Here is a 20590-nt window from a genome sequence, read left to right as displayed (position 1 = left end):
TGCCATGCCTGCAGTGCCGTCCGCACTTGGCGCGCACGGCTGACGTCAACGATTGCTCGAAGCGTTGAGCCCAGTGAGGACGGCGATGCCGTCACCGACCGACGAGCAAGTCACCGAGACGATCGCCGAACTCGAGCGCCTGGGCGTGCCCGTGACGGCCTCCCGTGCGGAGGCTCAGCGGTCGCTGCGCGAAGCTGACCGCGGTGCGAGCACGGACCGGCTGCGGGCGGCGCTCAACGCCCGGAAGGCGAGAGCCGGTCTGACACCGAGGAACAGCGATGCGTCGGCGACGCCGAAGCGTAAGGCCGTCTCGGCGCTCGACGAGCGCGTTCGGCAGCGAAAGACGATCGAGGTGCTCGTCGGACTCATCGATCCGCGCCTACGCGGTGCGGCATGCGTCGGTCGCCACGAGTTGTTCGACGACCGGCACGAGAACGAGCAGGAATCGGACCGCGCCGCAAGGCATGCCGCCGCTGCACGCATCTGCGCTCGGTGCCCGGTCCGCACCGCCTGCCGCGACGTCGCCGCCGAGCACTCCCGGCACATCGAGGGCGTGTGGGCGGGTCAGCTCCAGAACACCACTCCCCAGGCTGGCAGGTCGGCCGTCCACGAAAGGATCGCGCGTCATGATCACGCCTGGTTCCCCGCCGCCCAGCAACGCACCCACGAATGGAATCGCTTCAGCTGCTGCCCACCATATTTTCCCGGCACCCACAATCCTGGGCTGGCGACTTTGGAGCGTCGACACGTCGACCGACACACTCCTTCGATCGCCGTACATGCAGAGCCGGAACACCGAGCGAAGCGGTCCAGGCTGGATCGGTGCCTCGTTGCACGCTGTCTGCGACCTGCAGGAGCACAGGGCGCCCCAAGCTGATTGTGGCTGTGGAATTCACGCTGATACTGACCAACAGTTCCGGGTTACCGTCCAGCGAGCGCTCAGGTTTGACCTGCAGGTTCGTCGCGAACGCCCTCACCTGGTGCCCGTAATCGGTCGGGTCGACCTTTCCGGGGTCATTTTCCTCGATACCAGTTATGTCGATCCGCTTACCGGTGCGACATTCCCCGAGTATCGAGCCGAACGCGCACGTATCACTGAGTTGTGGGTTCCTCACTTCGGTCTGGAACCGCCTCGATCGCTGCCGGACGCGCTCTCGTTGGTGTATGGCGTCCCTGCATCGGGCGGCTTACCCGCACGACGAGACACAGCCAACCCACAGCCGGTGCCCGGCCACATCCCCGTCGCTCGCGGCACTGTCGCCTTGGTCGACAAGCTCACCGCCGCCGCGGATGTCTCACCGCGCATAGGTCCGGACGAGAACTCATGAGGCTCCACGCGCGCAATCTGGCCGCCAGGATCGTTGTGGACCACGCAGCCACTCGGTCCATCACTCTGCGGTTCGCAGGGTTGCTGATCGCCATGACCGCCAGTGAGGCTCGCGCCCTGGCCGACGATCTTCACGACGCTGCTGAGAGGTCCGCACGATGAGCAGACCTCTCGTACAGCGGCTCGCGCCCGACGTCGTCCTGCTCACCGGCCCTGCGGTCGAGGCGGTGCGGTTCGCCGTCGCCGTCGCGCTCGCTGCGCGCCGCCGCAACGGACTGCCCGTCCCCGCGCATCTCGCCGTAATCGCAGCAGAACTGGCCGCAGGCGGACAGACGGACGCGAAAGCGCTGGTGAACAGCAACACTCGTTCACAGACCACGCGATGGATAACGACCGAGGAGGCGGCGAAGATGCTCGGATGCAGTAACCGTCAGGCCCGACGCAAAGCGCCGGCACTCGGGGGCCAACTCCACGCCGGCCGATGGATGCTCGACCACCAGGCCGTCACCGAACATCTCGAAGGACGGAAGGCAGCATGACCCCACCTGACCGACGAGCGATCGCCGACTACCTGGCAGCGCTCAGCGAGGACGAACTGACCCGGCTGATAACCGAGGCCCGAGACACCGGGGAAGCGATGAGGGCGTTCACCCGCAACATCTTCTCCACCGACAGTGAGGACTGACACATGCACAACATTGACCGCCCCCAGTTCATCGTGCGCATGATGCGTCAGAACTTCCCGCATGTCGGCGCAACCATCCCCGCCGCCTTCACCGCAGCACTCGACAAACTGACCGAGACGTACGACATCACCGGCCAGGTCGTCGACCCTGCAGACCCGACGTGGCGCCGTGACCTGTCGGCAGCCGTGATCGCCGCCGTCGCAAGCGGCAGCGACATTGCCGACGACAAGACCGTCCGGGAGCTGCTCGTCCGCAAGCAACTCTCGGAGGCTGGTGTTCCGGGAATGGTGCGAGACCACGTGGAACTCCTTCGGCGTCAGGTCATCGTTGAACACTCCGATGACCTCCTCGATGAACTCCACAGAGCGTTTGTCGTCGCCGCCGAAACCATCGAGGAAGCCCGTACCAAGATCCCCGCATTGGACCTGTCCAGTCGTGAAGGGCTCAGTAGCGTGACCGCAACGCACATGACGTTGTGGGGTAGGGCGTACGACGCGGCAGAACGCATCCGAACCCTGGTTCCACTGTGGGCCATGATCGCGATGCTCACTCACCCCAACATTGGGGTGCAGAACGACATGCGCCCACTGGTTATCGCCGATCTCACCGCCGACCAGCTCGACAGGATCCCCACGCCGCGCGATCTGGACTCTGCCGTGCTCGGTGCAGTGCTGCATGGCTTCCCGCTGTCGCTCGCAACCCCCGACGAGTTCCGGGAGCGGTGCGAGCGAGTCCGGGAAGAGTGGCAAGAACGCGACAAGGCCCACAGTCACGCTTAGTCGCGCTGACCGTGCAATGGAGACCGCGACGTCAACCTCACCTCGCTCGACTGAGAACGGCCGGGCCCGAGGAATGGATGGTGGGGGAGGACTGATCCTTTGCAGCCGAAGATCCCACCAGCGTCGCAGCGCCCGCAGTCCTCACCGGGGGACTGCGGGCGCGAGTCGGCCGTCGGCCTCAGCCTGCGGAAGGGCGCAGAAGCGCAACGCCCTGACCTGCGGTTATGCAAACCCAGGGGGAGGCACCCCCGACCGCCTCTCCCCCGCCTCTCACGGCATAGGCGGTCTTGCATCCACAGCACCCGAATCACATCGACCCTAAGGAAGCCAGATGAGCCAGACGAGGACGCCGGCCGGACTGCGCGCGGCCGGGAAGCGGCTGTGGTCGTCGACGACCGATGAGTTCGAGCTCGCCGAACATGAGCGTGGCTTACTCCTGCAGGCCTGCCGCACCGCCGACGCCCTCGACGCGCTGCAGAAGGTACTCGAGCGAGACGGCGTGCTGAACGAATCGTCTCAGGGCACGCGGGTACACCCGGCGCTGCCCGAGCTGCGGCAGCAGAGAATCGCTTTCGCCCGCCTCGTGGCCGCGCTGGGGCTCGAAAGCGGCGTGCAGGAAGACTCGGCGCCGAAGCAACCGCGCCGCGCGCCACGGGGCGTGTACGGGATCACGGGGGCAGTGTCGTGAAGCGCCGGGTCAAGATTCCCGGCAGTGTCCCCGCTGAACTCCTCGACCCGAAGTCCTGGCCGAGCCTCGCGGAGTGGCGCTTGGCCCTGGACGAGTGGCAGGCCGCGGGAAACGTGATCCCCGAGGAGATCACGGACGGGTGGTGGATCGAACTCGCCGCCTCGACACCGGACGAACCGTGGGACGAGAGCAAGATTTAAGCGAAGCCGTCACCGCAAGGGTGTAAATACTGCGTACACCCCTCGCTCCAGGAGGCGTCGCCCATGAAGAACGTCGTCACCGTTGCTGTCGCGCTCCTCGTGCTCGCCCTGGTCCTGCGGCACTGGAAGCTGATCCTCGTCACCGTTGCTTTCGGGGTCCTGGCCTACGCTGCAATCCTCGCTGCGCGGGCGTGGTGGCGGCGACGGGCAGAGGCGCGTCAGAAGGCGCTTGCTCGAGAGGAGCTGCTCGCCACACGTGCCCAGCAGCAGCACGAGCAGTACCTCGCAGGCGATGACCGCGGCGTGTACGGCGTGTTCACTCCGGCCGATCCCGACCGGCCGCGGCAGGGCATCCGACGGTTGCCCGCATCGCCGAGCGAGTGGCGCGCCGGACTGTAATGCTCAGCGGAATGACGCACCTGCGCCCATACAACGCGCCAACGACCGACGAGCCACTGCTGACCTACGAGCAGGCAGGTGAACGGCTCGGCGTCTCGGCGAAAGTCGTCGCGAACATGACGCGCCGCGGCGACCTTCCGCGTGTCGTCCTCTCACCACGTAAGCACCGGATCGTGCCAGCGGACCTACGAGCGTTCATCGCCGCGCGGTATCGATGCGAGCGAGCTGGGTGACTCGGCACCTGCGTTCGTGAGGCACGAAAAAGGTCCGGACCCGCTCGTCACCGAGCATCATCTCCACGATGAGTCTCCCCATACTTCTGACTGTAGGGGATACCGCAAGGTTGCTCAGCGTCTCAGAGAAGACGGTGCGCCGGATGTACCGATCCGGCGAACTCGCGTACGTCCGCATCGGCCGCTCGGGCCGGTACATCCGCATCTCGTCCGATGACGTCCACGAATGGCTGCGCTCGCGACGTTGCCGCACATCGCGGAACTGACAGCCCGTCACGTGTGGAAACTGTGGGGAGCGTGCGTAACGCGGATACAGTCGTGAGCGAAAGACCACCTGGAGTTGTCGGTGGTACTCCTTAGTATGACTGCAGGTAATCCACCCCGATGCTGTGAGATCCCCGGAGATCGCATAGATTGTCGGTACAGTCAAGTCAGCCTGTGGAACATGTGGGGATAGCTAGTCGTTGATTTGTGTAGAACCTGTGAGTAAAAGAGACGTGTTGATGGGTGGTGAGATGAGTGGCTGAGGTTCGCAACTCTCTAGCAGTAGCGAAGTGGTTCGCTGCGAAGGCATCGGAGTCCGGTCAACCTCTCACGCACATGAAGCTGCAGAAGCTCATGTATTACGCCCATGGCTTCACGCTCGCGCGCGTCGGTCGACCCCTGCTCCCGGAGCCAGTGCAGGCATGGGACCACGGCCCTGTAGCGCCCGAGGCCTACCGAATGTTTTCGAGCTACCGGAACCGTCCGATCGAACTGAGCGCGCGCACCGATGAGGTCTCGGCTGGCCTACCTGCACATGTCCAAGGCGTGCTTGAGGATGTGTGGTCGGAGTATGGCCATTACTCGGCATGGGATCTCCGGGAGATGACGCACGACGAGTCGCCCTGGCGAAACACTTATGTCGAGGATGAGAAGGAAATCCCGATCCCTGACGACGTGATGCGGGCGTATTTCTCGACTGTTCTGGCGGCGGTCGGCCCCAACTCGGCGTCCAGTCGTCTTGCCTCTGTGCTCGGGGGTCTGAGGGCCCGGCGCGACGAGATGGGCTCGCGCAAGGATTCAGGGGATATGTCCGAGATGGCGCGCGAGCATGAAGAAATGGCCGAACTGCGTAGGCAGGCAAACGCGGAAATCCTGTCGTAGATGGGGCTAACCGTGTGGCGCGGCGTTTACTACGTGCCTGATGGCCAGCTGACGCTGCCGCCGAACAATGAGCGCGTGATGCACAACCGTCGCCCCTTCGTGGTTCTGAGCGAACAGAAGGTGTGCACCGACGACAGTTGGGTAGTGGTGAGCGGGTGCCCGTTGTCGACGTCACCGAATTACGTGACTGAGTACGACGTCGAGATCCCGAAGAGCGTTTGCGGCAAGAAATCATGGGCTCGTGTCCATGCCTTCCAGCCGGTACTGAAGACCCACCTCGTGGAGAAGATCGGCGATCTGCCTCCCAACCTGTACCAGGACATCATGGCTAAGTACATCGAGCACGTCGGGCTGTACTGACCACGGTGTCGGGGACGATCGATAGTCTTCCGGGCATGACCACACTCCGCGTGAACTTCCATAAGTCCGCCAGCCGAAGCATCACCTACCACCGCTACCCAGATGTGAAGCGCTTCGACATCAGCCCCGAAGGGGTGCTCACAGTCAAGGGACAGACCGGCTCATTGGCCGCGTACTCCGCTGGCAATTGGACCGACGTCTATTTCGAGGACGCCGTCGGTGATGCCGAGGCCGCCAAGGCCTGATGTTTCGTGCCCACACTTTGCCCACACTTGCCCACGAATCGGCGTGATTCTGGGGTATTGAGCGTGATGCGAATTCGCTGGTAGGGCCGCTTTTGCCCTCCTGGACTGGGGGCTCAGAAGGGTTCAAATCCCTCCGCTTCCGCCGAATTAACGGCCCCGGCCCGGCACTACACGTGCCGGGTCGGGGCCGTTTTCTTGTTTCCGAGCTAGCTGCCCGCTGGCGGCTCTGCCCACCCTTGTGGCGGATCTGGCGTTATCCAGGGCGGTGCCGATCGCGTCCAGGTCGCTGTCGAACAGGTCCGCGTAGGTGGTCGAGAGTCATCGCGGCGGACGCGTGTCCAAGCATCCGCTGAAGTGCCTTCACATTCACGCCTGGCCCGGCCGCTCTTCCCGGGTCTGCCACCGGTTTCGGTCACTCCGTTCTGCTGTTAGCCGAGTAGTGGGGCGATCACAGACGCGTAGAACTCGCGGAATCCTGGAATCGGGACGTACATGAACCAGCTGAGCATCGGGGGTCGATCCGTTCAATGATGTGGGTCTACCAGATTTGTTGAACCACCATCCACAGCCACTCGCGGACGGGCTGCGGAAACGGGCTGTAGTACAACCACCAGTTATCCATGGTGGTCAGCCGAGATCTGATGAAAGAGCGTTTCCAGCGGATACGCCGTATACCAGTACGTATCACCGAGCAGATAGAACAGCGGAGTGGTCAGCGGAGACGGGTACATGGGGGATCCTCTCGTCGATCACCGGTCACCCCGACCCGAATCAATGGTTCGCCCGGATAGCGGGCCCTGTCAATTCCGCCGAAGGCCCCTCGCCTGTTGCCGCAGGTGAGGGGCTTTTCTATGCGCTTTTCGAGGGCGCTTCCCACGGCCTCGGAATCGTCGTCGAACAGGTCCGCGTACGAGTCCAGCGTCATCGCTGCCGACGCGTGACCGAGCATCCTCTGTAGCGCCTTCACGTTGACTCCGTCCGACACGGCAAACGCCGCCGACTCGCAACTGTCCAATGTCAAAGTATGAAGAAGTTTGACTTCAGGTGCACTTTCGTTTCCATGCGGGCCCGGAGTCAAAGTTCAATAAAAATTGACGTTGGTGGGGTGTTCGAAAGCGGCACCGGCACCGGCACCACACGTGCCGGGTCGGGGCCGTTTCTCATTCCTCTACACGCGGGGGCGTGCAGTCTTCCGCGCTTTGGGCGCCTTCGGCGGCAGTTCCGCTACCTCCGCGAGCGCGCGTTCGAGCCACCGCCTGGCCTGATCCGGGGTGTCACGCCATCGGTCCGGTAGGGCGAGGTATTCGCGCATCGGCTTTTCACCGGGACCGAACGGGCCGACGCCGTCCGCAGACGACAGCTCGTCGTTTGCCTGCTTACTGAGGAGCCGGACCCCGACGCTCGGTCCGAGAAGCCCCGCGAACATGTTCCCGTTGACGAAGGCGCCGAGGTTGCCGAACATCGGCTTCACGTGAACACCGGGGGCGTCGGGAATCAGTGAACGGAAGAACTCCTTGTCCGCTTCCGTAGGCCGGGGCATCTGCATGGCGAATCCTTTCGCAGCGCTCGAACCTACTGCTCCGGGCGCTCTTCGGGGGTCATGATACTGAAGACGGCGCCCTGCGGATCGGCGACTCCGGCCATCCGCCCGACCGTGGGAATGTCCATGGCCTCTTCGACGATCCTGCCGCCGAGTTCGACCACTTTCGCAGCGCTGGCGTCGACGTCCTCGACCGCGAAATACACGCGCCAGTGGTTTGGCGTGTCCGGGTTCAGCGTTGCACCGGCGCCGCCGACCTGCTCGTCACCGACCTGGAACAGGGTGTAGGTGTACTCGGGTCCCATCGACATCTGCGTGGTGGTGGTCCCGAGGACGCTGTTGTAGAAGCTGACCGCCGTGTCGACGTCGTTGCTGTTCAACTCGTTCCAGAGGCAGGCACCCGGGTCTCCGACGAGGCTCGCGCCGATGTGCTGTTTCGCTTGCCACAGTGCCACGCTGGCACCGGTCGGGTCTGCGACGAATGCCATTCTGCCGGCTTCCATCACGTCGAACGGGGGCATCAGCACCTGGCCCCCGGCCTCTGCGACCTTGCCGATGGTCTCGTCGACGTCATCGACCGAGATATACGTATTCCACGTCGGCGGCCCTCCCGCCTGCCCGGCGCCGGGCGGCTGCGGCGCTATCGCTGCCACGTTCTGCCCCCGCACCGTCGCCATCGAATAAACGGAGCCGTCCGGGGTGGGCAGGTCGTCGTATTCCCATCCGAGCAACGCGGAGTAGAACTCTTTCGCGGCGGCCTGGTCGTTGGTTCGTATATCCACCCAGTTCGGTGTTCCCTGGGGGTATTTCGTTTTGATCGGCATGACGGTTCCTTTCGGTGAGTGGGTCAGGCCGTCGTGAGTGGGCGACCGGTGAAGGCGATCAAACGCTCGAAGGGATGGGCAGTGAGCTCCGCGGGAACCGGATCGGCGAACCCGACGGCACCACGGGCTTCCGGCCGGATGATGGTGTGCGCCAGGTCGAGTACGTACTCGGACAGCGCGGGCTCGACGGTGACTGTCCGGTTCACGGCTGCCGCGAAATCCCAGGCGTGTACCAGAAATTCGATAGACAGTATTCCCGCGGCAAGAGGGGCGGGGATTGTGTTGCCCCCGATGGTGACGGTCCCGTCCAGTCCGCGGCGCCGCCACGCTTCCAGTGCTTGCTGGGCTGCGTCGGCGATCCTGGCTTCGACGGGTTTCGCGGGATCGTCCTCTATTTTCGGGCCGGCGGCGGCGCCGATGGTGGTGATCGATCCGGCGAGGTGGTCGGCGAGCTGCGCGACAGTGAATTCGGTGCACGCCGTCTGCTCGGACATGTCGTCGGCGGTGAGGTCGCGGAGTACTCGCTGCACGACCGCCAAAGTTGCTTCTGCGCTTGCCAGCTCGTCCAGTGGTTGCGATAGAGCCGCCCATTCGTCGGGGCCGGCGTCTCCCGCGACTGCGGCCGCGGCGAGGCGATCGAGGTAGTGGTTCCAGCCCTCGGCGTGGCGGGCTGCCTGTTCGTCGTTCAGCCCTTCGTGGACCAATCGCACCTCGGTTCCGTTCGCGGTGGGGGTGAGCGTCACGGTGACGGTCGAGGCGCCGGGCGGCAGATCTGTACCTTCTTCCCAACCCCACGTGAACACGATCCGCCGACCGGGAACGATTTCCTGGAAGGTTCCCGCGGCGGAGTGTCCGGGCACGACGGTCCAGCGGTACCCGCCCCCCGTTCGCAAATCGACACGCGCCGCGACCGTTTGCCACCGGCGCAACCGTTCGGGTTCCGTCACGAGCGCGAAGGTGGCGTCCGGGTCGAGTGGGACGACGACGGTCTTGTCGAAAGGCATCAGCGGTCTCCTCTGGAAGCTGCTTCCTCGGTGGCGTCCGCGACGAGCCGATCGAGTTCATCGATCCAGAACGAATCGAACAGCGTGCGGAGTTGGGCAAGGCCCTGTGGATCGAGCCGGTAGTACCTGAAACGTCCGTCTTTACGTGCGGTGACCAGCCCCGCGTCCGTGAGTACTCGGAGATGTTGAGAAATGGCCGACCGGCTCGCAGAAAAGTGCGCCGCGAGCATGTTGACGGTCTGTTCACCAGATGTCAGCAGGTGCATCAAGCGTCTCCGGGTTGGCTCGGCTGCAACTTCCAACTGGTCGAGCACGTCCAATACGTTAGTCCCGGCTAACGCGTTGTGCAATGGGTCGAACGCGCGGATGTCGTCATCGGGCCGACCGCGCTACCGGCGGGACGCGGCGCCGTAGGCGTCGACCCAGGATTCGCCGAACAGTGCGCTGATGGCACCGTCGGTTGCTCCGCCGATCAGGGAGTTCTTCAGCATGTCGGCGTCGAACCCGTTCCGGCCACCGGTCACGATCTGCAGTGCCTGGATTCCGCCGTCGAGGGCGACGCTCTGGGCTGCCGCGACTGCGGCATGTTCGATGACCGACACGATCAGGTCCCGAATGATCATCCGAATCGTGACCTGAGTGGCTGCTTCCGCCGCAACCGCACCAGCTGTGCTCGCGCCGAGCGTCGGTACTGCTGCAGCTGCCATCGCCCCGAGTTCCGCCAGCAGAATCGCCAGCGCCGCAATGATCGACAGTTTCGCGTATTCGACTTCGGTCGCGGTCGACTCGCACGTCGCGGACAGGGTTTCGCAGTGTGCCGCGAGATCGCGGAGGGCGCCGGTGTCTCCGCCGAACTTCTGCCAGTGCTGGGACATCGCCGTGGCGACGTCGCCCTCGACGGCACACAACGCGTCGCGCATTGCGGCGTCGCCCTCCTCTGCCAGGTTCATCAGCCCCGTGGACGCGATGCCCCACGCATCGGCGAGCCGGCGCAGCGACGTCTCGTCGGTCGCGGGCCAGTCGGAACCGGACGCGAGCCACGCCACCGGCTTCACGACCTCGGGAAGTTCGATGCCCATCAGAACGCCCCGCCCAGTTCCTGAGAGAACCGCGTTTCCGTTGCTTCGAAGGACTCGGCAGTGGCTCGCATCCCGTCGCCGATCGCGGAGAAGAGCGCGACGAGGGACGCGACGGCGTGCACCGCTGACTCCGCTCCGGGAATGTAGTGCCCCGCGAATGCCGTTCCACCCTCGTCGGAACCCCAGGCAGCGCCTTCGGCGTCGAGCGCGCTCGTCAGCTCGGCAATCAGAGCGTCTGCCGTGTCCGCGAGCCCGCCGAACCGTGGCGCAACGGTGCGGAAATGGTTCGGGTCGACCCACAGTGTTGCGCTCATCGGTCTGCCCTGCGCAGGACCGAGACGTCCCATCCTGGTTCTTCGGCGGAACACGGCTGCAGGTCACCCAGGCGCGGAGCATCGGGAACCAGCTCGGAGAGGTCCGGCAGGTCGCGGCGGGCCTCGAGGACGGGCGCCAGGGCGTCGGCGGTTCGCAGGCGCACATCGGCCACGGCCCCACGGGCCGCCTCTGCAATCGAGGACCCCAGTCGTTCGGGGCTGGTGCGCCGAAACGTATCCGCGGACAGATCGACGGCCGTCACGATTCCGGCAGCATCGACGCCGATCCGGACGAGTCCGTCGCTCGACGTACCCGAGCCTGTCGCACTCGCGACCTCGGCGCGGGCCCGGACGAGGCTGTCGGCTTGCCGTCGCAGCGTGTCGAGCATCGAATCGAGCTGATGACGAAATGCTTCGTTGCGTGCGCGCAGTTCGTCGCGCGCGGCCGGGTCGACCATCGAGTTCCTCCCATGCGGTCTGCCGGGCATCCCTGCTCGGCGTAGTTGCCTGTCACCGGGTTGGACGCAGCAGTCCCGCATTCGGTTCCCTCCTCGGGTATATCGGTATGGCCACAAGCGCGCGGGCCCGAATCACACAGCAGTCACAAAACCTTTAAGCTCTGGTTGACCGGCCGCACTTTGTACTGTGCAATCGGAATTCACACGGTCCGGGAAGAGGGATTTCTTTTATGCGTCGCCTAGCATTCGCTGCTGTCGGAGTGACAGTGTCACTGACCCTGTTGGGGCCGGCGTTCACTGCCACAGCCGAACCGACGCCTCCCCCGGCGGCGCCTCGGACGAGCAGTGCTGCGAGTGTCGACAAGATCGTGAAGATCACCCCTACCCGCAGTGCCGTCTTCGTGAACTCGCCCGCCATGAATCGGGTCATTCAGGTGCAGGTGCTGCATCCGGCAGGTGGCGGTGCGCGCCCGTCGCTGTATCTGCTCGACGGGGTCAGTGCGGGCGCCGAATCGGACTTCCGCGAGAGCACCTGGACGCAGAAGACGGACGTGGTCGAGTTCTTCGCTGACAAGAAGGTGAACGTGGTCCTGCCCGTGGGTGGCACCGCAAGCTATTACACCGACTGGCACCTGCCCGACCCCACCCTCGGCGTGAACAAGTGGGAGACCTTCCTCGCGGACGAGCTGCCACCGATCATCGATGCCCAGTTCGGCGGCAACGGGGTCAACGCAGTCGCCGGCGTGTCGATGGGTGCCATGGGTGCGGCCAACCTCATGACCCGCCATCCCCACCTCTACCGTGGTCTGGCCGCATACAGCGGTTGCCTCGACAACACCCAGCCCAGTTCGCGTGATTCGGTCCGTGGCACGGTCGCGTTCAAGGGCGGGAACCCGGCCAACATGTGGGGACCGGACTTCGACCCCGCCTGGACAGCTCACGACCCGACGGTCAATGCCGAAGCCCTGCGCGGCAAGCAGATCTACATCTCGACGGGGAACGGCCTTCCGGGCCCGTACGAGATGGCGACCGGGGGAGACCTGGCGTCCACCATCGCGGTCGGCGGCCCCCTCGAGGCGGCCGCGAACCTCTGCACACAGACGTTCCAGCAACGGTTGAACGTTCTGGCCATTCCCGCGACCTTCGTCTACCGCAATTCCGGCACGCATTCGTGGCCGTACTGGCAGGACGAGCTGCGCACGTCGTGGCCGGTTCTGAGGAGTGCGCTCGGAGTCTGATCTCCTCGGCTAGCCGACAACCCTAATCCGATCGGTTCTCGGAGGCGACAGGGGCGAGCCCGCGCCGAGGTAGGCGGTGAAGGCGTCGAGATCGCAACCCGCGTGAAGAGCCTCGGCGTGGGTTCGAAAGGCGTCGAACCCGTCTCCGCCGTCGGCGAGGAACTTGTTGACCGCGACCCGGTAGACCCCTTCGGGCGACACCGGTTCTCCGTTCACGCGGAGGTCCGCAATGCGGTCGCCGACAGTCGCCGACCGGTCCATCGTGTACGTCAGCGAACTCGACGGCGACAGGATTCGCTCGGTGACCGTGCCGTCCCCGCGGGGTTGGAACTGTTGCTCGAGCACGCTGCGAAGAGTGGAGCCCGTGAGGGTCAGAACTTCGAGGGCGTTGCTGAAGGGCTGGACCGCATACGCCTGGCCGTAGGTGATGTCGTCTCCGACGAGGTCGGCACGAAGCCCGCCGGGATTGGTGAGCGCAATCTGGGCCCCGAACGCCCGCCCGGCCGCCAGCTGAGCATCTGCGACGGCGTTCCCCAGCGGAGATTCCCCGCTCTGTGTGGCCTCCCGGGTGAGGTCTTCCGTCAGCGACGCCACGCGCGTTCGGCTGACCTCGCCTGCCCGTTCCCCCGCCCTGTCGGCGAGCAACTGAGCCCCGGGGTCGGGGAGTATGTCGTGCGTGACAATCTGATTGAACGATGATGTGCGATCCCGCAAGAGGTCGCGGCTGGTGCGATCGATCGCCACGTCCGCCACGGAGACGATACGGCCGTGGGAGGCGCCTTGCATCATCACCCGCGGGTTTCCGAGCGGGTCGGGCAGGGTGCAGTTGTACTGCTGGTAACCGTCGGCCGTGAATATGACGTCCACCTTCGGGGAGACCTGCAAGGCAACGTCGCGGGTGGGCCGGGATTCCACTTCGCACGCGTCCGGCCCGCTGTCTTGGTCACCTTTCGTCTCTCGGTGCATGAGAAGGGCAATGGCCCGCACACCGAAGAAGTCGAGCACATCTGCAGTGCGGTTCACGGCGGCGAGCTCGTCCGTGAACTGCAGCCCGTCCGAGTCGTCGGACGTGACCATGCGTGCGGTGTCGGCCGGCATCGTCGCGATCACCCCGATCGGGATCCCTTCGACGTAGTTCACCGCGAACGGGAGCGTGGCGGGGGACCCGTCCTCGAACTGCAGGTTGGCGGCCAGAAGTGGGAAGTCGGCGCCGTCGAATGTGTCGTCGAAACGGCAACCGTCCACGGGGTGGCAGCCGCCGTGCTGAAGTCGCAGGAACTCGGCGAATCCCTCGTCGAGCTCGTGATTGCCGATGGCAGACGCGTCGACGCCCATCCGGTTGAGCAGCGTCACCGTCGGTTCGTCGTGAAAGACAGCTGATTCCAGAGCCGACGATCCCCAGTTGTCGCCCACCGAGTACAGCAATGAGTGTGCGGCTTGACCGCGGAGTTGATCGACGTAGGCCGCGAGATAAGGGGCTCCACCAGCCTGCACCCGCGAACCGTCCGCCTGCTTCACCTCGCTGCGAACGCCGAGCGGAGGCGCGAGACTGCCATGCAGGTCGTTGATGGCGAGGAACCGTACCGACACCGGCGGCTCCTGCGCCTGCGCGTCGGGAGGACCGACGACTACGGGGGTGACCAGCGTCAACGACAGTGCGACGACAGCGACAGCGCTGCGGACCGCGACGCGACGACGCATTGTGGGCGGCTCCCTTCGGCAAACCGCACTGAGTCTGCCAACGGGGCATCACGGGAGTTATACCTGCATGTAACGTTTATATCTCGGGAGTCACGCGCGAACCGCGACCTTCGCGATCGACCTAGCCTCGGCGCTCGTCGCGAAGGTGAGGAATACGTCGTTCTCGTGGGGGTCGCCGATCGTGATCCGCACCCCGTCGTCACCGTAGGGACGCAGCAGCACACCGGCTTCTGCGCTCGCTGCCCCGAAGGGTCCCGAAGCGGTTCCCAGCGGGAGGTAGACGAAGTTGGCCGCCGACTCCGGTACGTCGTATCCGGCGGCGAGGAGGGCATCGCGGACCCGGTTCCGTTCGGCGACGACGCTGTCCGTGCGGGCCAGCAATTCGTCGGCGGCGGCCAGTGAGGCGATAGCGGCAGCCTGGGCCACGGCGTTGACGGCAAAAGCGATGTGAACCTTGCCGAGCGCCGTGATGATCGATGGATCGCCCGCGGCGTATCCCACGCGGATACCCGCCAGCCCGTACGCCTTCGAGAACGTGCGCAGCACGACGACGTTGGGGCGTCCGCGAAGCAGCTCGATGCCGTCGGCGTCGGAGCTGCTGTACTCGAAGTAGGCCTCGTCGAGAGCCACCACGACACGATCGGGTACGGCGTCGAGAAAGCGTTCGAGTTCGGCCTTCGTGAGGGCGTTGCCCGTCGGATTGTTCGGGTTGCAGACGAAGATCAGCCGTGTGCGGTCGGTGACGGCGGCGGCCATGGCGTCGAGGTCGTGACCGAAGTCGGCGGTCAGCGGAACCCGCACGGGAACGGCGCCGGCGACCTGTGTCACCACGGGGTACGCCTCGAAGGAGCGCCACGCGAAGATCACCTCGTCGCCGTCCTGGCACGTGACCTGGACCAGTTCCTGGCACAGACTGACGGAACCATTGCCTGCGGCGATGTTCTCGGTGGGAACACCCAGGTGGCCTGCCAGCGCCTGGATCAGTGCCACGTGACCGTTGTCCGGATACCTGTTGGCGTTGCTCACTGCTTTCGCGATGGCGTCTCGGACACTCGGCAGCGGACCGAGCGTGGTCTCGTTGCTCGCCAGCTTGATCGCACCCGGAAAGTTCTTGCCGGGTACGTAGGCCGGGATCGTGTCGAGGTCTGCCCTTGTTCGCGGAGTCACCAGGCGATTATGCGCCTCCGATTCGGTGCGTCGACGGCCAGTCCGTGCCAAGGTGGGGGCATGTCGGGAATCTTCAGGGACAGTGCAGTCCTGCAGACGGTCGGCGACGCACCGGCCGATCCGCAGACGCGAGTTCCACTCACCGTGGCGGAACCGGACGGCCCTGCGCGCGGCGCGATCGTGGTCCTGCACGAGTCGCGCGTGTTCAGTGAGTCGCTCCTCGACTTGATGCGCTCACTCGCAGCGGAAGGGTGGGTGGCGGCGGCCCCGCACCTCTTCCACGGTCGCCCCGCGCACAGCGCGAGCGAAGTCTTCGGCGAGTCACTCTTCGCCGACTTCGACGCCACCGTGCACTGGCTGACGAGCCGCGGTGTCTACTCCGATTGCGTCGGGGTGCTCGGCTTCGACGACGCAGGAACCGCCGCGCTGCTCGTTGCCACCAATCGGCCGATCGGCGCCGCTGTCAGTGTCGCCGCACGGGGAATAGTCGAGCCGTTGTCGGACGACGCCCCGGCGCTGATCGATGCGGCACCGTTGCTGCAGGCTCCGTGGCTCGGTCTGTACGGCGAGGACGACCCGTCCACCCCGCCGGAGCACGTCGAGCGGTTGCGGGATGCCACCGGCACAGCATCGGTTGCGGCGCTCGTCGTCAGCTATGCAGGACTCGCGCACCGGGCGGACGAACCGCTCGAGGTGCCGGACGGGCAGGACGACGCTCCCGGAGTCGCAAGCATCGTCGACGCGCAACGCAGGATTTTCGACTGGTTCGACAGCAACCTGAGATAACGGGACTGCGGCTCTGACCAGCCGTTTTGTCTTGTCGTGGAAAGGTGTGTAATCTTTCGCTCCGGCGGTCCGAAGGGATCGGAACCACCCCAGGGAGGCGTGCCAGAGCGGCCGAATGGGACTCACTGCTAATGAGTTGTCCCTTTTACGAGGGACCGGAGGTTCAAATCCTCTCGCCTCCGCCACGCCGGTGCTAGTTGGCCGGTACAGCTATAACTGAAGACACGCGCCCGTAGCTCAACGGATAGAGCACTTGACTACGGATCAAGAGGTTAGGGGTTCGAATCCCTTCGGGCGCACACTGGAAGCCCCGTCACCATCTGGTGACGGGGCTTCTCCCGTGAGAAGCCACCTCGCGTCGACGCCCGTGGCCATCGCCCACGCCATCACGGTCGAACGCTTGGGTGTCTTGCGCTGCTCATAGTTCGCGATCGTTGCGCGCGACGCGCCGATCGCCTTCGCCAAGTCGGCCTGACTCATCTCCGCGGACTCACGCGCAACCCGCAGTCGAATAGGTAGGTCGATGGCGGGAACACGCCCAACGCCATACGAAGTTGTCATATGACGAACTTTAGTCAATTTGCAGCGCAACGGCAATAACCCATCATTCTGGCGTGCCCCCGAAATGACATGGGCGTAGTTCCACGGTTGCCACTTGTTAGTCATATGTGTAAATCTTCACGTCATGAACCTTGTTTCATCCGCGGATGTTGCTCGTGAGCTACGTGTGTCACGTAAGACCGTGACCCGACTCGTGGAGTCCGGCGACCTGACCCCGGTTGTCAGAGGCCCCGGTCTCCGTGGCGCATTCCTGTTCGACCCGGCCGACATCGAGGCCCTGGTCGCTGAGCGTGGTGCGCACACGTGAAGGCCACCCGCGCCGATTGGGCGCTGTGCATTCTGCTCGGCCTGGCGCTGAGCGTGGTGTTGTTCTACGCGTCGGCGCCAGCATGGGTGAGCTGATCCGCGGGCCGTGGAAGCCGCAACCTAACCGTGTCGATGCCAGCAAGGTCCGTTGGCGCAAGGGCCGTCCCATCGACGAGCCTCGCGTGAAGTGCGTCGACTGCGACCGCCCGTTCAGTCCCAAAGCGTGGGTTCCCGTCGATCGTGTCTGTGCCGACTGCCGGGACGCCCGTGCGGTTGCCGAGGCTGCCGCACTCCCTCCGACGCTCTTCGATCCCGAACAACCCGAGAGGTGATCTGCACGTCCCACTGAAACCGCTGTGCGTCGCTATCTGGTGAGTCCGACGTAAACCGACCGCTCTAGTCATGTGACCACTTACGAAGCTCGGCCGAACTAGCGGCCGGGACCGACTGCCCGCCTGATCAGTGGGTCGCCGGTAATACCTGAAAGCCTTACGCCCACAAGGGCGTGAGGCTACAGGCGTTGGCGCGGACAAACGGTGGTCGGAAATTTGGGAGGTCGCTTGGGAGGTCCCCAAGCAAAGGCGTTCACTCCGTCTATTCCCTTGGTACCCAACACAATCACGATAGGTAGAGGCTATGAATACGGACCGCGAAATCCCCACCGCCACCGCACCCGCTGACCTTGACTGCCTGGCATTCGCTGCCGCCGAGCTGGTGCAACGGATCGCCACGCACGAACTGGCCGCGCGAGGACTGACCGCCCGACACCTGGGCACGCCCGAGGGCACGGCAGGACTCGACGCCGTGCCGCACCTGGCACTGGCCCGCGCCGCGGCCGAGCGCGCCGCCGACGTGCTGCTGACCGCGGTGGCGCAGACCGGGATACCCGAGTCCGATCCGACCGACTGGCGCCGCATCGACGCGATGCACGAACCAATCACCGACGACGACGGCACCCTGCACGCGAGCGCACCGCCCAGCACCCCGGCCGAGTGGGAGAAGCTACGTCGAGCGAACCGCCCGCGCGCCCTGGCCATGCGCTCGACCGAGGCCGTGGCCGTCGACCGCGACCAGCTGGCCCGGTTCACCAACCCGAATGCTGGCCCACCACCGGCCACCGCGACCGCCCCGCCGCTGGCCCCGGCCCCGCCGGTCTCGGCCCGCCCTCGCCCGCAGGTGTTCGGAAGTACATCCGAACACCGCACCGCCCCGGTCGGCCTGCCAGCGACCGCCGACACCCCGCTGACATGAGGCGCGCCGCGGTGGCCGGTCTCGAGCTGGTCGGGATGCTGGCCTGGGCTGTCATGTACCTGGCCGACCAAGCACGTGAAGAGCTGGAGTCGTGACCAGCTGGTCCGGCCGCGAGGCGCAGACACTGACCCGCCTGACCCTCGAGACCTACGGCACCGTCTGTCACCTGTGCGGTGGCCCCGGCGCCACCACCGCCGACCACGTGATCCCCCGCAAGCACGGCGGGCTGAACGTGCTGGCCAATCTCCGGCCCGCGCATCGCAGCTGCAACAGTGCCCGCGGCGCGATGTTGCTGGCCGAGTGGTTCGCCACCAGGCGCTACGCCGCGGCCGTCGTGCCACCGAGTAGGCAGTGGTGACCAGGTGAAACGCGCTGACCTGCACAAATGCGGAAAACATGCCCTGACCTGGGCGAATCCTTTGAGCCGAGGCCGCTCGGAAGCCCCGCGCCCATCTCCCATTTTCTCCAGAGACCCCGCGAACCGTGGGGTCGATTAACAACGAAAGCGCAGGTCAAACATGGCAAAGCCCGGACGCCCCCGCACCTACGAGCACATGAGCGACGACGACGCCGGACTGTTCGCCGCACCCAAACCCGCGCCGCCGCCCAAAGGCCGGCACTCCGAGGCGGTCGAGCGCGCCCTGGCCGCGGCCGAGCGTCGGCACATGGTCGAGGACGTAGACGAGGCGCTGCTAGTTGCTGTGCGCGCCGGTGCCTGGGCGCTCGACACGTTCGAGGCCGAGAACAAGCCCTACGGCCCCTCCAAGCTGCTGACCCCGTACATCGAAGCGTTGCGCGAGGCGCGGCTGACGCCCGATTCCCGTGCCACCGAAACCGATGACAACCTGAAAGGTCTGCTCGATGCACTCGGCACCCCCACGGCCAGCTCGGCCCCGGTTCATCACCCCGCGGGATGATCGCTTCGCGACGTTCGGCCCGCAGGTCGGCACCGTGGCCGGTGCGCTGGGCACGCCGCTTATGCCCTGGCAGACCGAGACCGCCGATGTCATGGGCGAAGTCGACCCGTCCGGGCGGTATCGGTATCCGCTGGTCGTGATCTCGGTGCCGCGCCAGGCAGGTAAGACCACCCTTGTCCTGGCCAACGGTGTGCATCGCTGCCTGGCCAGGCCGAAACGCAAGGTCTGGCACACCGCGCAGACCGGCCAGGACGCGCGCACGAAGTGGCTCGAGATGGCCGAGGCGTTCGCAGGGTCACCGCTGGCGCCGCTGGCCACCATCAAACGCGGCGCCGGTGATTCCAAGCTGGTGTTCGTCAACGGCTCGCAGCTACGCCCGCACCCACCGACCATCGACGCGCTGCACGGTGAACAGTCCGACCTCAACGACATTGACGAGGGCTGGTCGTTCACCGAGGCCGAGGGCGCCAATCTCATGCAGGCCATCGTCCCGACGCAGGCCACCCGCCCCGGCGCGCAGACCATCATCCTGTCCACGATGGGCACCAGCGAATCGGTGTGGTTCCACGATCTGGTCGAGCGCGGCCGAGCCGGTGAGCCTGGCATCTGCTATGTCGAGTACTCGATAGCCGACGACGTGGACCCGACAGACCTCGAGGCCGTGGCCGCGGCGCATCCAGCCTACGGCTACACCATCGACATGCAGGCGCTCGAGCGTGCCGCCGCCCAGCTGCCGCCCGGTGAGTTCGCCCGCGCCTACGGCAACCGCCGCACCGGCGCGGCCGAGCGCGTGATAGCCCTGTCGGACTGGGAAGATCACCAGACCACCACGGCCATACCGGACTCGGCGCGGCCAGCGTTCGGTGCCGCGGTGGCCCTCGACCGATCCGAAACGGCCATCGCCGCCGCCGCCTGGGCAAGCGTGAATGGCCGCCTGGTCCCTGTCGCCGAGCTGGTCGAGTGCCGCCCCGGCACCGGATGGGGCGCGGCCCGGTGCGCCGAGCTGGTCGGCCGCCACCAGAACGCCGGTCTACTGGTCGACCGCGGTGGCCCGTCCTCGACGCTGGCCGACGCCCTCGAGCTGGCCGGTGTCGACCTGCTGCCCTGCAACTTGCGGGACGTGACCACCGCGTGCGCGAACCTGCTCGACTCCCTCGAGGGCAGACGCGACCCGGTGTTCATCCGCCCGCATCCGGCGCTGTCGACCGCCGCAGGGATCGCCACGAAACGCTCGGTCGGTGACGGCTGGGCGTGGTCCCGATCCGGCTCGGTCGGCTCCATCGCCGCCCTCGAGGCCGTCACTCTGGCATTCCGCGCCCTTGAGCACCAACCGGTCGCACCCGCGGCCCCGATGATCTGGACGGGATAGGCATGGCCAACA

28 protein-coding genes, 2 tRNA genes and 3 pseudogenes are annotated in these 20590 nt (G+C 65.6%); 22 read left to right on the top strand and 11 right to left on the bottom strand.

The features are described 5' to 3' along the window. Positions 1–85 precede the first annotated feature (85 nt). From NOF53_RS14905 to NOF53_RS14845, 13 genes are all read left to right on the top strand, one after another. Entirely contained in the window at positions 86–877 is a 792-nt protein-coding gene (locus tag NOF53_RS14905; protein ID WP_255969802.1) for a WhiB family transcriptional regulator, read from the top strand. 103 nt (positions 878–980) lie between these two features. Then, positions 981–1328 carry a hypothetical protein gene (locus NOF53_RS14900; protein WP_255969799.1) on the top strand — a complete coding sequence of 116 codons (348 nt, stop codon included), beginning with the start codon at positions 981–983 and terminating at the stop codon, positions 1326–1328. A 157-nt stretch (positions 1329–1485) separates the two neighbouring features. Next, the gene (locus tag NOF53_RS14895) at positions 1486–1866 is read left to right on the top strand and encodes a helix-turn-helix domain-containing protein (protein ID WP_255969796.1); all 381 of its coding nucleotides are present in this window, start codon (positions 1486–1488) and stop codon (positions 1864–1866) included. Continuing rightward, complete coding sequence (locus NOF53_RS14890; RefSeq protein ID WP_255969793.1) at positions 1863–2012, top strand: hypothetical protein; 150 nt, start codon at positions 1863–1865, stop codon at positions 2010–2012. The genes NOF53_RS14895 and NOF53_RS14890 overlap by 4 nt, the downstream gene beginning before the upstream one ends. Positions 2013–2015: 3 nt before the next feature. Next, positions 2016–2792 (top strand): hypothetical protein, encoded by a 777-nt coding sequence (locus NOF53_RS14885; RefSeq protein ID WP_255969790.1) that lies wholly within the window; start codon positions 2016–2018, stop codon positions 2790–2792. Between the two features lie 331 nt (positions 2793–3123). After that, positions 3124–3480 (top strand): terminase, encoded by a 357-nt coding sequence (locus tag NOF53_RS14880; protein ID WP_255969788.1) that lies wholly within the window; start codon positions 3124–3126, stop codon positions 3478–3480. After that, positions 3477–3680 (top strand): hypothetical protein, encoded by a 204-nt coding sequence (locus tag NOF53_RS14875; protein ID WP_255969785.1) that lies wholly within the window; start codon positions 3477–3479, stop codon positions 3678–3680. Before NOF53_RS14880 ends, NOF53_RS14875 begins: the two co-directional genes overlap by 4 nt. 63 nt (positions 3681–3743) lie before the next feature. Further along, a complete protein-coding gene (locus NOF53_RS14870; protein ID WP_255969782.1) occupies positions 3744–4079 on the top strand; it encodes a hypothetical protein in 336 nt (111 codons plus the stop codon). An 11-nt stretch (positions 4080–4090) separates the two neighbouring features. Further along, positions 4091–4312: a helix-turn-helix transcriptional regulator gene (locus tag NOF53_RS14865; protein WP_255969779.1), complete on the top strand. Its 222-nt coding sequence runs from the start codon at positions 4091–4093 to the stop codon at positions 4310–4312. A 68-nt stretch (positions 4313–4380) separates the two neighbouring features. Next, entirely contained in the window at positions 4381–4578 is a 198-nt protein-coding gene (locus NOF53_RS14860; protein ID WP_255969776.1) for a helix-turn-helix domain-containing protein, read from the top strand. Positions 4579–4912: 334 nt separating this feature from the next. After that, the gene (locus NOF53_RS14855; RefSeq protein WP_255969773.1) at positions 4913–5458 is read left to right on the top strand and encodes a Panacea domain-containing protein; all 546 of its coding nucleotides are present in this window, start codon (positions 4913–4915) and stop codon (positions 5456–5458) included. Then, positions 5459–5818 (top strand): type II toxin-antitoxin system PemK/MazF family toxin, encoded by a 360-nt coding sequence (locus NOF53_RS14850; protein WP_255969770.1) that lies wholly within the window; start codon positions 5459–5461, stop codon positions 5816–5818. It abuts the gene before it with no gap. A gap of 35 nt (positions 5819–5853) precedes the next feature. Further along, positions 5854–6063: a hypothetical protein gene (locus NOF53_RS14845; RefSeq protein WP_255969767.1), complete on the top strand. Its 210-nt coding sequence runs from the start codon at positions 5854–5856 to the stop codon at positions 6061–6063. A 147-nt stretch (positions 6064–6210) separates the two neighbouring features. On the opposite strand, the pseudogene NOF53_RS14840 reads toward NOF53_RS14845, so the two are convergent. The 8 genes and pseudogenes from NOF53_RS14840 to NOF53_RS14800 form a co-directional block, all read right to left on the bottom strand. Further along, positions 6211–6448: pseudogene (locus tag NOF53_RS14840) on the bottom strand (hypothetical protein); the annotation flags it as partial. A 327-nt stretch (positions 6449–6775) separates the two neighbouring features. Further along, a pseudogene (locus tag NOF53_RS14835) lies at positions 6776–7063 on the bottom strand (hypothetical protein); the annotation flags it as partial. A gap of 168 nt (positions 7064–7231) precedes the next feature. Further along, positions 7232–7609, bottom strand: a complete 378-nt coding sequence (locus NOF53_RS14830) for a TfoX/Sxy family protein (protein WP_255969764.1) — start codon at positions 7607–7609, stop codon at positions 7232–7234. Between the two features lie 26 nt (positions 7610–7635). Beyond that, positions 7636–8427: a VOC family protein gene (locus tag NOF53_RS14825; protein ID WP_255969761.1), complete on the bottom strand. Its 792-nt coding sequence runs from the start codon at positions 8425–8427 to the stop codon at positions 7636–7638. A gap of 23 nt (positions 8428–8450) precedes the next feature. Further along, positions 8451–9745: pseudogene (locus NOF53_RS14820) on the bottom strand (TIGR03086 family metal-binding protein). Positions 9746–9820: 75 nt separating this feature from the next. Continuing rightward, on the bottom strand, positions 9821–10510 hold the full coding sequence (locus NOF53_RS14810) for a WXG100-like domain-containing protein (protein ID WP_255969752.1): 690 nt from the start codon (positions 10508–10510) through the stop codon (positions 9821–9823). Continuing rightward, on the bottom strand, positions 10510–10824 hold the full coding sequence (locus NOF53_RS14805) for a WXG100 family type VII secretion target (RefSeq protein WP_255969749.1): 315 nt from the start codon (positions 10822–10824) through the stop codon (positions 10510–10512). The genes NOF53_RS14810 and NOF53_RS14805 overlap by 1 nt, the downstream gene beginning before the upstream one ends. Next, a complete protein-coding gene (locus NOF53_RS14800) occupies positions 10821–11282 on the bottom strand; it encodes a YbaB/EbfC family nucleoid-associated protein (RefSeq protein WP_255969746.1) in 462 nt (153 codons plus the stop codon). The genes NOF53_RS14805 and NOF53_RS14800 overlap by 4 nt, the downstream gene beginning before the upstream one ends. A 230-nt stretch (positions 11283–11512) precedes the next feature. Between NOF53_RS14800 and NOF53_RS14795 the strand changes: the two genes are divergently transcribed. Beyond that, entirely contained in the window at positions 11513–12520 is a 1008-nt protein-coding gene (locus NOF53_RS14795; RefSeq protein ID WP_255969743.1) for an alpha/beta hydrolase, read from the top strand. 9 nt (positions 12521–12529) lie between these two features. On the opposite strand, the gene NOF53_RS14790 is transcribed toward NOF53_RS14795, so the two are convergent. Both NOF53_RS14790 and hisC read right to left on the bottom strand, forming a co-directional pair. Beyond that, positions 12530–14221 (bottom strand): bifunctional metallophosphatase/5'-nucleotidase, encoded by a 1692-nt coding sequence (locus NOF53_RS14790; protein WP_255969740.1) that lies wholly within the window; start codon positions 14219–14221, stop codon positions 12530–12532. 90 nt (positions 14222–14311) lie between these two features. Beyond that, complete coding sequence (gene hisC / locus NOF53_RS14785; protein ID WP_255969737.1) at positions 14312–15388, bottom strand: histidinol-phosphate transaminase; 1077 nt, start codon at positions 15386–15388, stop codon at positions 14312–14314. 60 nt (positions 15389–15448) lie between these two features. Between hisC and NOF53_RS14780 the strand changes: the two genes are divergently transcribed. From NOF53_RS14780 to NOF53_RS14770, 3 genes are all read left to right on the top strand, one after another. Beyond that, positions 15449–16174 (top strand): dienelactone hydrolase family protein, encoded by a 726-nt coding sequence (locus tag NOF53_RS14780; RefSeq protein ID WP_255969734.1) that lies wholly within the window; start codon positions 15449–15451, stop codon positions 16172–16174. Between the two features lie 93 nt (positions 16175–16267). Next, positions 16268–16359: transfer RNA gene (locus NOF53_RS14775), tRNA-Ser, on the top strand. A gap of 41 nt (positions 16360–16400) precedes the next feature. Continuing rightward, positions 16401–16473, top strand: a tRNA-Arg gene (locus tag NOF53_RS14770). On the opposite strand, the gene NOF53_RS14765 is transcribed toward NOF53_RS14770, so the two are convergent. Next, positions 16439–16735, bottom strand: a complete 297-nt coding sequence (locus NOF53_RS14765) for a helix-turn-helix transcriptional regulator (RefSeq protein ID WP_255969731.1) — start codon at positions 16733–16735, stop codon at positions 16439–16441. The genes NOF53_RS14770 and NOF53_RS14765 overlap by 35 nt on opposite strands. 124 nt (positions 16736–16859) lie before the next feature. Between NOF53_RS14765 and NOF53_RS14760 the strand changes: the two genes are divergently transcribed. The 5 genes from NOF53_RS14760 to NOF53_RS14740 all read left to right on the top strand — a co-directional run bounded on the left by NOF53_RS14760 (position 16860) and on the right by NOF53_RS14740 (position 20578). Continuing rightward, a complete protein-coding gene (locus NOF53_RS14760; protein ID WP_255969728.1) occupies positions 16860–17042 on the top strand; it encodes a helix-turn-helix domain-containing protein in 183 nt (60 codons plus the stop codon). A 635-nt stretch (positions 17043–17677) separates the two neighbouring features. Continuing rightward, on the top strand, positions 17678–18292 hold the full coding sequence (locus tag NOF53_RS14755; protein WP_255969725.1) for a hypothetical protein: 615 nt from the start codon (positions 17678–17680) through the stop codon (positions 18290–18292). A 91-nt stretch (positions 18293–18383) separates the two neighbouring features. Next, positions 18384–18650, top strand: a complete 267-nt coding sequence (locus tag NOF53_RS14750) for an HNH endonuclease (RefSeq protein ID WP_255969722.1) — start codon at positions 18384–18386, stop codon at positions 18648–18650. Between the two features lie 160 nt (positions 18651–18810). Beyond that, positions 18811–19209: a hypothetical protein gene (locus NOF53_RS14745; RefSeq protein WP_255969719.1), complete on the top strand. Its 399-nt coding sequence runs from the start codon at positions 18811–18813 to the stop codon at positions 19207–19209. Continuing rightward, on the top strand, positions 19154–20578 hold the full coding sequence (locus tag NOF53_RS14740; RefSeq protein WP_255969716.1) for a terminase large subunit domain-containing protein: 1425 nt from the start codon (positions 19154–19156) through the stop codon (positions 20576–20578). The genes NOF53_RS14745 and NOF53_RS14740 overlap by 56 nt, the downstream gene beginning before the upstream one ends. Positions 20579–20590: the final 12 nt, after the last annotated feature.

It is taken from the genome of Rhodococcus tibetensis (assembly GCF_024438035.1).
GTDB classification, from domain to species: Bacteria; Actinomycetota; Actinomycetes; order Mycobacteriales; family Mycobacteriaceae; genus Rhodococcus_F; species Rhodococcus_F tibetensis.
Note: the sequence above shows the minus strand (reverse complement) of the source record. Positions and strands in the feature narration are given on the sequence as shown.